Annotated in this window: 11 protein-coding genes and 1 tRNA gene; 2 read left to right on the forward strand and 10 right to left on the reverse strand. The window is 60.1% G+C overall.

All coding sequences use genetic code 11. The features are described from left to right. Window positions 1-22: 22 nt before the first annotated feature. From JQ575_RS04210 to JQ575_RS04250, 9 genes are all read right to left on the reverse strand, one after another. Window positions 23-1,021 carry a site-specific integrase gene (locus tag JQ575_RS04210; protein ID WP_249166425.1) on the reverse strand — a complete coding sequence of 333 codons (999 nt, stop codon included), beginning with the start codon at window positions 1,019-1,021 and terminating at the stop codon, window positions 23-25. Next, window positions 1,011-2,111, reverse strand: coding sequence for a hypothetical protein (locus JQ575_RS04215; protein WP_212032009.1), 1,101 nt, complete (start codon window positions 2,109-2,111; stop codon window positions 1,011-1,013). Before JQ575_RS04215 ends, JQ575_RS04210 begins: the two co-directional genes overlap by 11 nt. A 211-nt stretch (window positions 2,112-2,322) precedes the next feature. After that, on the reverse strand, window positions 2,323-2,781 hold the full coding sequence (locus tag JQ575_RS04220) for a potassium channel family protein (protein ID WP_212032010.1): 459 nt from the start codon (window positions 2,779-2,781) through the stop codon (window positions 2,323-2,325). Window positions 2,782-2,893: 112 nt separating this feature from the next. After that, window positions 2,894-4,543, reverse strand: coding sequence for an arylsulfatase (locus JQ575_RS04225; protein ID WP_212032011.1), 1,650 nt, complete (start codon window positions 4,541-4,543; stop codon window positions 2,894-2,896). 90 nt (window positions 4,544-4,633) lie between these two features. Continuing rightward, window positions 4,634-5,554, reverse strand: a complete 921-nt coding sequence (locus JQ575_RS04230) for a formylglycine-generating enzyme family protein (protein WP_212032012.1) — start codon at window positions 5,552-5,554, stop codon at window positions 4,634-4,636. 1,235 nt (window positions 5,555-6,789) lie between these two features. Beyond that, window positions 6,790-7,230: a hypothetical protein gene (locus JQ575_RS04235; RefSeq protein WP_212032013.1), complete on the reverse strand. Its 441-nt coding sequence runs from the start codon at window positions 7,228-7,230 to the stop codon at window positions 6,790-6,792. A gap of 351 nt (window positions 7,231-7,581) precedes the next feature. Continuing rightward, window positions 7,582-9,333: a site-specific integrase gene (locus tag JQ575_RS04240; RefSeq protein WP_212032014.1), complete on the reverse strand. Its 1,752-nt coding sequence runs from the start codon at window positions 9,331-9,333 to the stop codon at window positions 7,582-7,584. Window positions 9,334-9,434: 101 nt separating this feature from the next. Then, a tRNA-Ala gene (locus JQ575_RS04245) sits at window positions 9,435-9,510 on the reverse strand. Window positions 9,511-9,575: 65 nt separating this feature from the next. Further along, on the reverse strand, window positions 9,576-9,995 hold the full coding sequence (locus JQ575_RS04250) for a TIGR02300 family protein (RefSeq protein ID WP_192736224.1): 420 nt from the start codon (window positions 9,993-9,995) through the stop codon (window positions 9,576-9,578). A gap of 147 nt (window positions 9,996-10,142) precedes the next feature. On the opposite strand from JQ575_RS04250, the gene aroA reads away from it, so the two are divergent. Next, window positions 10,143-11,492, forward strand: coding sequence for a 3-phosphoshikimate 1-carboxyvinyltransferase (gene aroA, locus JQ575_RS04255; RefSeq protein WP_212032015.1), 1,350 nt, complete (start codon window positions 10,143-10,145; stop codon window positions 11,490-11,492). A gap of 18 nt (window positions 11,493-11,510) precedes the next feature. On the opposite strand, the gene JQ575_RS04260 is transcribed toward aroA, so the two are convergent. Beyond that, complete coding sequence (locus JQ575_RS04260) at window positions 11,511-12,500, reverse strand: tripartite tricarboxylate transporter substrate binding protein (protein ID WP_212032016.1); 990 nt, start codon at window positions 12,498-12,500, stop codon at window positions 11,511-11,513. Between the two features lie 252 nt (window positions 12,501-12,752). Between JQ575_RS04260 and cmk the strand changes: the two genes are divergently transcribed. Then, window positions 12,753-13,382, forward strand: a complete 630-nt coding sequence (gene cmk / locus JQ575_RS04265) for a (d)CMP kinase (protein WP_212032119.1) — start codon at window positions 12,753-12,755, stop codon at window positions 13,380-13,382.

Here is a 13,382-nt window from a genome sequence, read left to right on the forward strand (position 1 = left end):
GCATGAGCGGAGATACCGTATTTCATAACAGTGCTGCGGCTGCGTTTTGGGAAAAAAGTGCGCCATCCCGCACGTAACGGGTCAACATGGCGTCGGAAGCGTGCCGGGTCTGCGCCCTAATTTTCCAAGTCGGCACCCCGACCTGCGAGGCACTCGTAGCTAATCCCGCCCTTAGGGAATGCCCAGAATACCCGGAGGGATCGAGGCCAGCTGCTGCGGCGCGCTCTCGGACGATCTCGCCCACCGCTTCGCCGGACAAGCGACAATCATGGACCCTGCCATGGCGATCCACCGGCCGAAAGATCGGCCCGTCACTGATGCCTGCGGTCGCCAACCAGGCTTCCAGGGCGGCGACCGGACACCATCGCCCCCGGCCGTGTGGGATGCCGATTTTCTGCCCCCGAGCCTCTTGATCGGATTTTGAGCGGAGCAAATGCAGGATGACGCCCTGCCGGGCATGTTCGACGTCGCCGACATTTAAGCCGACCAGCTCGGAACGGCGGAACGCCCCAGCGAAGCCGAGTAGAAGGAGAGCCCGATCCCGGAGGTCCTTCGGCCTGTCGCCCGTTGCGTCGAGTACCTGGATCAGCTCGTCGAGCAGCAGCGGCCTAGCCTGATGTTGGGCGCAGCCATAAGTCCGCTTGATGCCCCTTAGGGTCGCCCGGACGAGGGCGGAGCGGGTTGGGTTAGGTAGCCCCCCGACCTCGTGCGCTTTCGAGATTGATGCCAGACGCCTCACCAGGGTCGCCACGCTCAGCCTGCCAGCGTTCTGAGCAATGTGCGCGGCCAACATCTCCGGGGAAGTAGGTATCGATCCGCCGCTCCTTTCATATTCCCGCAGATCACTGAGGTATGCCCGGCGGCTGTTCTCCGAGACGCTGTTTTCGACGAAAAATTGCGTCTCTGGAGAGAATTCGGTTGGGAGTGAGATTAATTGCAATGGCGTGGCTGAACGCTCAAACGAGGCCGTTTTAACCTCCGATAAGTGAATAGTATCACGGGTTAGAAGTTCAGCTGGCATGGCTCGATGCCTCCAAAAGCTCGGCTCGTATCGCATTCAGCTCGCCCAGATCAGTTCGGGCGAGTTGCAGGATTTCGGTGGCATCTGGGCAATGTGATCCATTGCACTCGTAATCGGTAAGTCGGCGCAGTTCGTCAGCTGTGGTCCATCGTAAGCGACGCCGCACGCATTGCCCCTCCAATCGGAACACGATCGTTCCTAGAAACGTGACCCTCCGGCGGGGAGGAATGCGCAGTCGTACCCATCGGGCTGTCCGGGTCGATCCGTCGATGAAGTTGGCGAGTGCAGCCCTTCCGGGCCTTGTGTAGAGGTCTACGACCCACCCCGGGACAGGCCCGAGCATTACTTCCGGGGGCATCTCATCGGGTTCGCTGGTTTCCAGGTCGGGCTGCAGTTGTGGAGCGAGCAAGGCTACGAAGATTGGCAGCACCTCGCCGCTGCGCCGATGGCCCTCCTGGGCGATCTCGACTAGGCAGGGCGGCAGAATTCCTGCAAGTGCCGCGAACAGTGCAGCGGTGTCGCCAGAACGTCTTGCAAGCCGAGGGGACGGGCGGCGATCCGTGCCCAGCAGGAACCAGGCTGCCAAGGCCCTAACGGGCAACGGCTCGCTGCCGGTGATTAATCCGGTCAGTTCTTTAATGGTGCTGAAACCGAATTGCAGCCGCTGGGTCTCGAAGTCAGGATGATTTTCGGCGACGAGCAGGAGATCGTCAGCGCCTCGACACTTGATCGCGTCCGCCATCCTAGACGTTAGGAAGCTCGCAACAGCCCATTCACCCCCGAGGGGTCCGCGCGTTCTCTTACCTGCCATGGCGGCGGTTGCCATCGCCACCAGGTCGAGATCACCAAGGCCCACGTCCTCGAAGGCGATGCATGCCAGTCGCCGCCACAGCCGTTCCGGTGATTGTTGAAGAAGCGTCGCTGCGGCCTTGAGGGCCAGTTCTGTCCTCCCGCGCCGGATTGCCTTCTGCAGCAGCGACATCCCTAAGTAGGGCGAGATATTCAGAAGCTGGGGCGGAGGTGGTTGGAAGTCCGCCACCGCGCCGTATAGGCGGCCCCTGATGGCTTGGAATAATTCTGCCTGGTCCATTTTAGCGCTCTCCTCGTTGTTGAGGGGAGCACCTAGAGACGTCTTACCCACCGTTAAGGATGAACCTGTGATCGGTCATGTAAAGGGAGAATTGAGCGGATAGTTCAAAAATCTCGGCGAGGGGGATGTCTGCTTTGCCCCAGTGAGCGCACATCGTCCGGCAGTCTTGGCATGTCCGAAAGGTGTCATGAGCGGAAATCAGGAAGGCACATTAGTCTGCACGGCGCCCCGCGCTATCTCGATGCGTCTCCCTCCAGTTCTTGGCAGCGTGTTGGAAGGCTGCGATGAAGAAAGCCGTGGTGATCCCGAACATCATCAGACCATTGGCCGCCTGCAGTGGCGCAATCAATCGCATCCGGCCGTCGAGCACGAGGTCGCCGTAACCCAGCGACGTGAACGTTACGCCCGAAAAATACAGCGCCGTTTCGAAATCCTCGAAGGCCCCAAGTGCCCTGTAGATCAGCGCCCAAAATGCAACCTGGAAAATGTTGCCCAGCATGAGGGTAAGCATCAGTACTGAGAACTGTAAGAAAATAGACCACCGCGGCTTAGCGCCCAGCGGTCGCTTGGCAGCGCGGGCGAAGTAGCGGGCGGCGATCACCGATGCCACCGCCTGGAAGGCGAGGCATACCGTCATCGCCAACAGGCCAAGAGTAACGATTACAATCACGGCGGAGCCCATCCTCCAGCGTCGGCACATAACCGAGGGCCAGCGGGGCTGCATCTGTTGCAAGCAGGCGCAGCCCCAATCATCGATCAGCAGTGACTAGGCTGGCATGGCGTTATTTTCCACCCGCACCCTCAGCAAGTTTGTCCATAACGTCGTCGAGGCTCATGCTGCCGACCTTCTGGCTCGGCGGGAATTCCTTAAAGGTGCCGAGGAACCCACCAACGTATTGCAGCGCTGGCACCATCACATATGCGTGGTCAAACCACCACCTTTCATACCCTATAGCTTCATAGTCGGCGCTCTCAAACGGATCGATGCGGAGGTTGAAGATCTTCGGCCTGCGCAGCGTTACGAACGGCTCCCGCCAGACACCGATACCCTGGGCGCGCTGCTCCTGGAAGACGATCTTCCACTGATTGTAGCGGAGCCCCACCAGCGAGCCACTATCGGCGAAGTAGAAGAACTCCTTTCGCGGGCTAGGAACTTTGCCCGCGAGCGTGTCGGTGAGATTATAACCATCGAGATGAATTTTGAACGTCTTGTCGCCGACTTTCATACCCTTGAGCAGTTGCTCTTTCACATCGGGCACGCCAGCAGCAGCCATCAGCGTGGGCAGCATGTCTTCGTGGGCAAAGATGTCGTTGAAGACCGAGCCGGGCTTGATCACGCCGGGCCAGCGAATGAAGCAGGGCACGCGGTAGGCACCTTCCCAGTTGCTGTTCTTTTCGCTACGGAAGGGTGAGTTGCCGCCATCAGGCCACGAAAATTTCTCCGCGCCGTTGTCAGTGGTGTACATGACGATGGTGTTGTCCTCGAGGCCCAGTTCCTTGAGTTTGTCGAGAAGCTGGCCGACGTGGCCATCGTGCTCAACCATCCCGTCGGCATAGACACCGAGACCCGTCTTCCCAACGCTCTCGTCCTTCAGACGCGTGTGGACGTGCATGCGGGTGGAATTCCACCAGAGGAAGAAGGGTTTGCCGTCAGCCTTGCGTTTTTGCAGGTAGTCGAGCGAGGCTTTGGTCACTTCGTCGTCGATCGTCTCCATGCGTTTCTTATTGAGCGGGCCGGTGGGCTCGATCTTTTGCGTTCCATCCGGGTTCGCCCAAGTGTGGAGCACGCCGCGCGTTTGAAACTTTTTGATTAACTCAGGATCCTTGAAGTAGTCCTCATTCTCGGCCTCCTCTTCGGCGTTGAGGTGGTAGAGTGAACCCATAAACTCATCGAAGCCGTGTGCGGTGGGCAAGTGCTCGTCGCGGTCTCCGAGGTGGTTCTTGCCGAACTGCGCGGTGGCATAACCCTGCCCTTTGAGTAACTGAGCCAGGGTCACGTCGCGATCCTGAATTCCTTCCTTACCGCCGGGCATTCCGATGGTGAGCAGGCCGGTGCGGAAGCCCACCTGGCCGGTGATGAACGCCCCGCGCCCCGCGGTGCAGGAATTTTGCCCATACCAGTCCGTGAAGTTCGCGCCCTCCTTGGCGATGCGGTCAATGTTGGGTGTCTTGTAGCCCATCATGCCGTTGTTGTTGGCGCTAATATTGAACCAGCCGACGTCATCTCCCCAAATCATCAGAATGTTGGGCCGTCGGCCTGTCGCTGCTGCAGGCGCTGGCTGCTGCGCTTGTGCAATTGTGGTCTGCCCCGTTGACAGCAGGACGGCGGCCGCGAGGGCCGACGTTCCAGTCATCAACATTTCGCGGCGATTTAAAGCGCTGTTCGACTTTGGCTTCGACTGATCCTTCTCGCGCTCGATCCCGTTAGTCATTTAGTCTATCCTTCCCTGGTGAAATGGTGAAGCGAATTGGCAGCGATGGATCGGATGGTGGAATTCAGCGGCGTAACGACGAGCGTATACTCACAATTTCTTCTCCCTTATGACGCAGCGAAAGCCGATGTGGCTGGTGGACGTATCAACAGGATGCGCGTGACGTGCAGCCGGACGATAACGGCGGCAATAGTTGGGTGCGCAAAGGTGCGATCCACCCTTCACGACCCTGCGCGGAATTCTGACGTTGGGCTCGCGCGGGTCATAACTGCCGTCCTCGCGTCCGCCGCGGGGGTTTTCCGGGATACAGCAGGCCTTCGGCGCATCGGTTTCATGCCGGTTGGAATACCAGTCGCTGGCCCACTCCCAGACATTGCCGATCATGTCGTGGATGCCGTAGCCGTTCGAAGGAAATGCTGTCACTGGCGACGTCCGGGCATAACTGTCGGCGAACAGGTTCTCGTGCGGAAAGCTGCCCTGCCAGGTGTTGGCAAGGTGCAAGCCGCCCGGCGTCAATTCGTCGCCCCATGCATATTCGGCATCTTCTAGTCCACCGCGCGCGGCGTATTCCCACTCCGCTTCGGTCGGGAGGTCCTTTCCGGCCCAACGCGCATAGGCGAGTGCATCGGAGTAGGCGATGTGAACCACTGGATGGTCACCGAGAGTGTTGATGTTGCTCTTCGGGCCGTACGGATGCCGCCAGTCCGCACCTTTGAGGAACTGCCACCACTGGCTCCAGTTGCCGAGATCGACGGGATGCGGGGGCGGCGTGAATACCAGCGAACCTGCATAGAGCATGTGCGGCAGCGCGCCCGGATAGTCCTTCGGATCGGGCGGAATTTCGGCGAAGGTGACATGGCCGGTGTCGCGCACGAAATCCTTGAACTGACGGTTCGTCACCGGTGTGCGGTCAATCCGAAATCCATCAACCGTTACGCGATGGACCGGCGCCTCTTCGGGATAATGCCTGTCAGAACCCATGCGGAAACTGCCGCCGGGAACGAGGATCATGTCGGAATTTGTTAAGTCCTTCGCGGCTAGCTTTCGGACGTTCACCCTAGTTCTCGTATTCTGCAAGGCACACCTTTCGGATTAGACCGTCCTCATCATCGACCAGCCGTCGGGAATTGCGCCGATGGTAGGGGCGACACCCCAAATGAGCAATCTTAACGAAGAGTGATTTGGAAGTTTTGAGGGGAGCCAGGGACGCCAAGTCCACTACAATCGCCAAAAGCGCCGTTCGATCTTGCGATCACAACCAAGGCCCATCGGCAGACGCCCGGCCAGGAATGTCTCGGGGCGTCCTGCAATGTCGCCGCCGCCTTCGCCAGGGGACTATGATTTCGTCCGGGTTTGTCGCTCGGGGACTTGGCCCTCCGGGACAGCATTGCCACCACGATCGGGGCGTAAGTCTCACCAGCGCGTATACTGTTGATTTCCTGAGGGCATTGGGCCGAATAGGGATCACCTCCAACCCGGTTCGAGGCTTTACTGAACCGTGTCTTCCACGGCTTCCCTCTGGGGCTGGTCTGGTCCCAACTCAAGTCCGCAGGGCCTGTCGCGACATCCTGACGGTTGCTGCTTCTTTATCAACGAGGCCCCGGCCGCGTTTCGTTGTCCCAAACTGAAGACCGGCCTTTCTCGTATTGGATGGCACCGGCTGGCAGGATGCGGCGCTTCGGCCTGCCTAGAGGATTACCCCCTCAAGCCCCACAGAGAGGCGCACGTGCGAGTTCTTCGGACGGAGCCCCCACCCTAACCCCAGTGATGAAAGAACGCACGGTGACGCTTCTAATCGCGGCACAGCAGCAGGTGGGCTCTCGATCACCGAGAGCCAGTCGCGGCAGACGTCACAGTGACCAGCTTATGCGTGCGAATTCGGCGTTGAAGCGCGGTCGAATATTGAGCCGGGGATGTGACAAGTCGCATTCTCGCTACGCATGCCGCCGGGTTGGCGATCCAATATTTTTGACGCCGTCTCGCGCGCGCGTTTATCTTTCTATCTCCCCGGATCAACCTTTCTATGTTGTTGCGATCCTGCACCCGACGCGACAGCGTAGGGTGCCCCATTAGTATTCTTCATACTAATGGGAAGGTCATCCTCTTATGTAGCTCCTCTCGTATATCTCTTCTTATATTAATCGTCTTGGCCGGGGACTATCTATGAACGGCGGCCGATAGTACTTTCAGTGATAGTCACCCCTGCCCGCAAAACGCATTGCAATGAGGAGGTCGCCTAACGGTGCTCATTCCGCTTGCTTATAAGGATAATTTCCGGGGGGCTTTTCGTATCCTGGGAACGTGGCGCCGTTCAGGAGCATCTGATGGGTCTCATCGTCCTTGGTCCACTCGTGTAGTTTTGCGAGGTCCAAACTCATCCAGAGCAGTTTCACAGCCCCCAATTTCATTTGGCGTATGGTCACGAACTGACATTCTCGGAGCTTGGGCAGGGCACGGTTCTTCATTTCACTTTCGGAAAGGCCCGCTTCTTTCGCCCAGTCGCTCCTGCTCATCGCAACCCACTCTTTATTGTGTCGTTTGAGCTTGGTCTGCTGGCCCCATCTGAACTTTAGTCGATACAATAAGAGGCCAGCGGCCCAATCACATCCGGCTTGGTTTCGCGCCATCGCGTAGGCGCCCGGATTACCGTAGGTTGTCGTCTTTGCCTTCTTGGTCTTTTTTCCCATTTTGGTGCCTCACTCTGCGACCCATCGAAGTCGATCGGTCCGCAGGTCGCAGGGGGGCGGACGATGACGTTGTCACCGTTCCCATCAATGCCCTCCTTGGCTCCGGGAAATTTCAGCTATGAGCTGAACAATGAAGGTCAGAATAAAAAGGGGTGGAAGTATGACGGGAGTATTTGTGCGGAGTGGACCATCGGCAATATTGCCGATCTCCAGAACTTGTGCTCGCGCACTCTCACCGAACGTGGGCGAGAGACGTCCCATCGAGGCGATTAATGGTAAGCCACACGGCGTGGTCGGGACCGGCCAGGGTATCTGGTGGCGTCCGAAGCAAGTGCACGCCATTGACTATCGTCAGCCCTTCCACTGAAGATGGTGCAGATCGAGGCCAGGAAAATCAACGAGCTGCATGTACTTGATCTGGTAATCAGGATCGGATTTGTCGCCGTAATTGTCACTTACCAGTTTGCCTTGGCTCCATCCGCCCAGGGCCTGGAGTGCGTCAGGGGGAGCGCTGGTCCGGCGAAGGGCATCCCTGAAATTATGCCGGAAACTGTAGAAGCTCTGTCGGGCTTCGAGTTGGATCGACTTCGGCAAATACTGTTCCCGAAAACGCTTGAGAGGATACGTCGCATGGTTGCCGTAACCATCTGGCTTTAAGCCGCCGAAAAGCTGGACCGACGCCCCTGTTTTGCGGCGGATCGCGACGAATTCCAGAAAGCCGATTGAAATCAGCTGGGGATGCACCGGAATTTTCCGCTTACTGCTCCAGGTTTTGACGGTTTTCTTGGGCTTAGCCCCCAGGTCGGCGTCATCCTCATCGCTGGAAGCGACGATATCGAGGTACACGGTCCCTTTGATGGTTTGTTTGACGTCGCCAACGCTCATCTGACAGGCCTCGTTTGGGCGCATGCCCATGAACAAGCACAAGAGAGGTAGCCAGAACCTCCAGCCGGTCTTGTCGTGACCGAACGGCGGCGAATGTAACGCACACGTTTGGTAGAACGTCCCGCCGAAGAATTGCTTGAGCTGTTCAGCCGCAAAGGGACGGCGCTTCGCGCTGGCCTCCATGGCTTCACGCCTAACCGGCTTCATACCCTGAGCCGGATTGGCCCCGATCAGCCGCTTCTTCCAGGCGAGGTCGAGAATTCCTTCGAGGGTAGTGAGGTAGATTTCCTGCGTCCCGGACGACAGCTTGGGCTTTCCAGCCTTTTCGCCCTTGTCGATGGCCTCACTGATGGTCGAACCTTTGTAAAGTTTGGAACGGTTGGCGGGAAGGCGCGATAAGACTGTTCGCACCTTCAGGCAGACGTCGTAATCAACATTTTGAATGGGCACGGCGTTGCCGATGATCTCACGCAGCAGGGTGACGTTGGCGCGCTGTTTATCGACCCATTTTTCGCTGGTCTGGTTAGCCCCCGCGTCTTCTTCTATGACAGCAAGGAACTGGTCGGCCAGTTCGCCGAATGAAATTGGCGGAGGGAGGTTAGGATCAAACAGGTGGTCGAAGAAGAGGCGTCCATGATCGTCGCTAATCCGCGCCAACCTACGCTGCTGAAGCTCTAGCAAGCCACGACGAGCAAGCTCGGCTAAGGCAGCATGGGGCAACGAGGCCTCGTCCACCGGACGCCCAGCATCCGCCAGTATGCGCGTCATGGCCGCGTAGACCCATTCGTCAGCCCTTGGGTCGTCGCGGTTCTTGAGGATGCTTAAGCCGTACCCAACGTCCGCCTCGATCTTTTGTTGGTCACTGCCGCTCCCAGGAGGGTCCTCAGTGAGTTGACGCCGTGACCGTGCATCCATCTGTCGGACATATTCCTGCACATGCTGGACGGCCTCCCGCTCCGTAAGAGGGGTCCCCGCCGCAGGGATGACCAACCCCCCGGTCCCCTTTGCCGCGACCTTATGCTTTTCCTCGGCGGCCTCGAACTGCGCGGCTGTTTTGAGGTCTTCGAGCGCACGCCGCTTCTTGGCTTCCTTGAGATCAGTGGTTCCCAACGAAAACTGTATGGTTTTTTTGCCGATCAACGGGATCAGCGCGGTCGGGACACGACGTCGGTAATTCCAAACGCCTTCTCGCTTGAACAGATGATAGGTGGACGACATCGCCTTCATTCCTTTTGTGTAACATCGATGTGCGACACAGGGGAGATGCTAAGGCGTTGATCTACAATGAACTTAAATTTCCCAGGCAGTTGCGAGAAATTTGGTGGAGCCAGGCGGGATCGAACCGCCGACCTCTTGCATGCCATGCAAGCGCTCTCCCAGCTGAGCTATGGCCCCTTAACCGATCCGCGCGCCTTGGGCGACGCGCAGGCATGACCCTGAACCACAGTTCAGGGCCGATCTCAAGTCTCTTCGTCGCCGCCGACGTCACCAATGATGTCGGTGACGTCCTCATCGCCTTCTTCCTCGTCGGGAATGAAGGTCGAATCGTCGTCTTCGTCACCCTCGATGGTCTCGTCGATTTCGATATCGTCTTCTGATTCGGGAACGACGGCCTTGACCTTGCCGGTGTTCTCCTCGGCATCGGCCTCCTCGAGCGAGACCAATTCCTCGGCCTCGGCCGGTTCCGGCGCATCGGCGGCGGCGCTCGCTGCGGCGGCAGCGCGTGCAGCATCACCGCGGGCGGCCCGGGGCGGCGCAATCGGCGCAATCGGCACGACCTCACCGGTATAGGGCGAGATCACCGGCGACTTGTTCAAGTCATAGAACTTCTTACCCGTCGTCGGGCAAATGCGTTTGGTTCCGAGATCGGATTTGGCCACGTGTGGAGTCCTGGGAATTTCTGAAAAACGGTGCTTCACTTGGCTAGTTGCTAGCCCGCTGTCAATAGCGGTTTGCGCGTATGAGACGGCCGCGTGACGCTGGCTTGCCTATGTGATACCTGCCGCCCTGCGCGAGAGGACACAATCTTGACCCATTCAGACCGGCTTGCAGCCCACCCGACCCCGCTGGAATCCCGCTCGAGCGGTTCCCTGACCGGTAAAGTACGGGTTCCCGGCGACAAGTCGATATCGCACCGGGCCCTGATTCTGGGGGCGCTTTCGGTCGGCCAGACCACGATTTCCGGCCTGCTTGAGGGCGAAGACGTGCTCAATACGGCGAAATCGATGCAGGCGCTGGGCGCCAAGGTCGAACGAACAGGCTCGTTTGCCTGGCAGGTGAGGGGCGTCGGGGTGGCGGGCTTCGCCCAACCCGCAAACCCGCTCGATTTCGGCAATTCCGGCACCGGTTGCCGGCTGGTGATGGGGGCGGTGGCCGGCTGCCCAATTTCGGCGGTTTTCGACGGGGACGCCTCGCTGCGTTCGCGGCCGATGCGGCGGATCCTCGATCCCCTGGAATTGATGGGCGCCAGGACCGGCGAGGCCAGGGAAGGCGGCCGCCTGCCGCTGACGCTGCATGGCGCCCGCGATCCCGTGCCGATGCTGTACCGGACACCAGTGGCCTCCGCCCAGATCAAATCGGCGGTGCTGCTGGCGGGCCTTGCTGCGCCGGGCGTCACGACCGTGATCGAGCAGGAGGCGAGTCGCGACCATACCGAACTGATGCTGAAGCATTTTGGCGCGCAGATCGTCTCGACCAGCGAAGGCAGCCATGGCCGCAAGATCGCGCTCACCGGCCAGCCCGAACTGCATGGCGCCGATGTCGTGGTGCCCGCCGATCCCTCGTCCGCGGCGTTCCCGATCGTCGCGGCGCTGATCGTCGAGGGCTCCGACGTCGTCTTCTCCGACGTCATGACCAATCCGCTGCGCACCGGCCTGTTCACGACCTTGCGCGAGATGGGAGCCTCGATCGAGGAGAGCGACGTGCGCGGCGACGCCGGCGAGCCGATGGCCACCCTGCGCGTGCGCGCCTCAAAACTGCGCGGCGTCGAAGTGCCGCCGGAGCGCGCGCCGTCGATGATCGACGAATATCTGGTGCTCGCGGTGGCGGCCGCGTTTGCCGAAGGCACCACCATCATGCGCGGCCTGCAGGAGTTGCGCGTCAAGGAATCCGACCGGCTGGAGGCGACCGCCGACATGCTGCGCGTCAACGGCGTCAAGGTCGAGGTCGCGGGCGACGATCTGATCGTCGAGGGCAGGGGCCACGTGCCCGGCGGCGGCCTCGTCGCCACCCACATGGATCATCGCATCGCGATGTCGGCGCTGGTGATGGGGCTCGCCGCCGACAAGCCGGTCAAGGTCGATGACACCAGCTTCATCGCCACCAGCTTTCCGGATTTCATTCCGATGATGCGCGGGCTCGGAGCCGAGTTTTCATAAGGCGGAGGCTTGCGTGGTTCAGGACGGCGCAAGCCCGAGGCTGGTCACCGCCTCGAGCCAGATGGGCGCTTCTTCCTTGTACAGTTTCTGCGTCTCCTCGAAGGTCATCGCGGTGTCGTCGACGCCGAATGATTTCATCAGCTGCAGTACTTTTTCAGTCTTGCCGCCCTCGACGAGGAGTTTTGACAGCTTCTGAACGATTTCCGGCGGCGTACCTGTCGGCACGGCGCAGGACTGGAAGCCGGTCAGCTTGAAGATCGGCGATGTGGTGCCCTGCTCTGCAAAGGAAGGGACGTCCGGCAATGTCGACATGCGCTTGCGTGAGACGGCGACCGCGCGGCCGCGGCCGCTCTGCAGCACGGACAACGCCGCGGAGTAGCTGCCGTGGGCGCCATCGATAAATCCGCCGGCCAGATCGGTCCACATTGGCGCTTCGCCGCGATAGTGCACCGCTTCCATCTTGAGACCGTATTGCTTGTTCATTTCGGCGACCGCCATGTGCGCGTATGACCCTGCGCCATAGGTGCCGATGTTGATCTTCTCGGCCTTCTTTGCGTACGCGACAAATTCGGCGAGAGTCTTGGCGCCTGTCTTCTCGCCGGCCACGAATGGCAGGCTGCCCGCCGGCATGATCGAGACGAGGGTGAAATCCTTGTCGGCGTCGTAAGCGATGTCCTTGATCAGAACGCGGTTCATGATCATCGTCGTCGAGATCGTGAACATCAGCGTGTAGCCGTCGGGCGCGGCGCGCTTGGCTTCAACCGCCGCGACCGATCCCGAGGCACCCGCCTTGTTTTCTACCACCACGTTCTGGCCCGTGGTGGCCCGGATATATTCGCCATAGGTCCGCGCAAATAGATCAGTCTGACCTCCGGCGGGATAGCCGGCGATGATCTTGATGGGCTTGGTCGGCCAGTCGGTCTGCGCCTGGGCCGAACTCCCGAACAACGGGATCGCCGAGGCTGCTGCGGCGCTGCCAATAAATTGACGTCGTGAAATGGTGCTCATCGTATCCCTCCGGCCGTTATCATTTTTTTGAATCGGGCGATTCACTGATGCGATGGAATGCCCCGGCTGGTCTCAGGATAGAGACGCACAGCGGCGGGGGCGAGGCACATTTGGACGCATCCGGCGCGCCTATGTCCGCATCACGGAATTCAGGTTTCCCGGCGGTGAGGCGGCCGTCTCCCCGAGCGGTGGCCCCATCACCTCTGACGCATGGCCTTGACCGCCACGGCCGGTCTGTCGCACATGGCGCTCATGATCATCGCCATCGACGGACCCGCCGCCTCGGGCAAGGGCACGCTGGGCAAGCGGCTCGCGCAGCACTACGGCTATCGTCACCTCGATACCGGCGTGATTTATCGCGCCGTGGCCAAAATGCTGCTGGACAGTGGGTTTGATCTTACCGATGAAGCCCGAGCGGTCGCTGCCGCGATGGCGCTCGATCCGGAAAATTTCGGCCATCCCGAACTGAAATCGCAGCGGATCGGCGATGCCGCTTCGGTGGTGTCGGCCATTCCCACAGTGCGGGAAGCGCTGGTCAGTTTTCAGCGCCAGTTCGCGGCCGATCCGCCCGGCGCGGTACTCGACGGGCGCGACATCGGCACCGTGATTTGCCCGAATGCGGACGTGAAGATCTTCGTCGTCGCCGACCCAAAGGTGCGGGCCCACCGCCGCACGCTGGAAGCGCTCGCGCGGGGTGAAGCGGCCGACGAAGCGCTGGTGCTGGCCGATATTCTCAAGCGCGACGAGCGGGACCGCAATCGGGCCGCGGCGCCGCTGAAGGCGGCCCCCGACGCACATGTCCTGGACAATTCCAATCTCGATATCGAAGGCGGCGTTCGCGCCGCGATCGCGATCGTCGAGGCCGTCCGCGCCGGGCGCTGA

Origin of the sequence: Bradyrhizobium sp. JYMT SZCCT0428, assembly GCF_018131075.1 — a bacterium.
Lineage (GTDB): Bacteria > Pseudomonadota > Alphaproteobacteria > Rhizobiales > Xanthobacteraceae > Bradyrhizobium.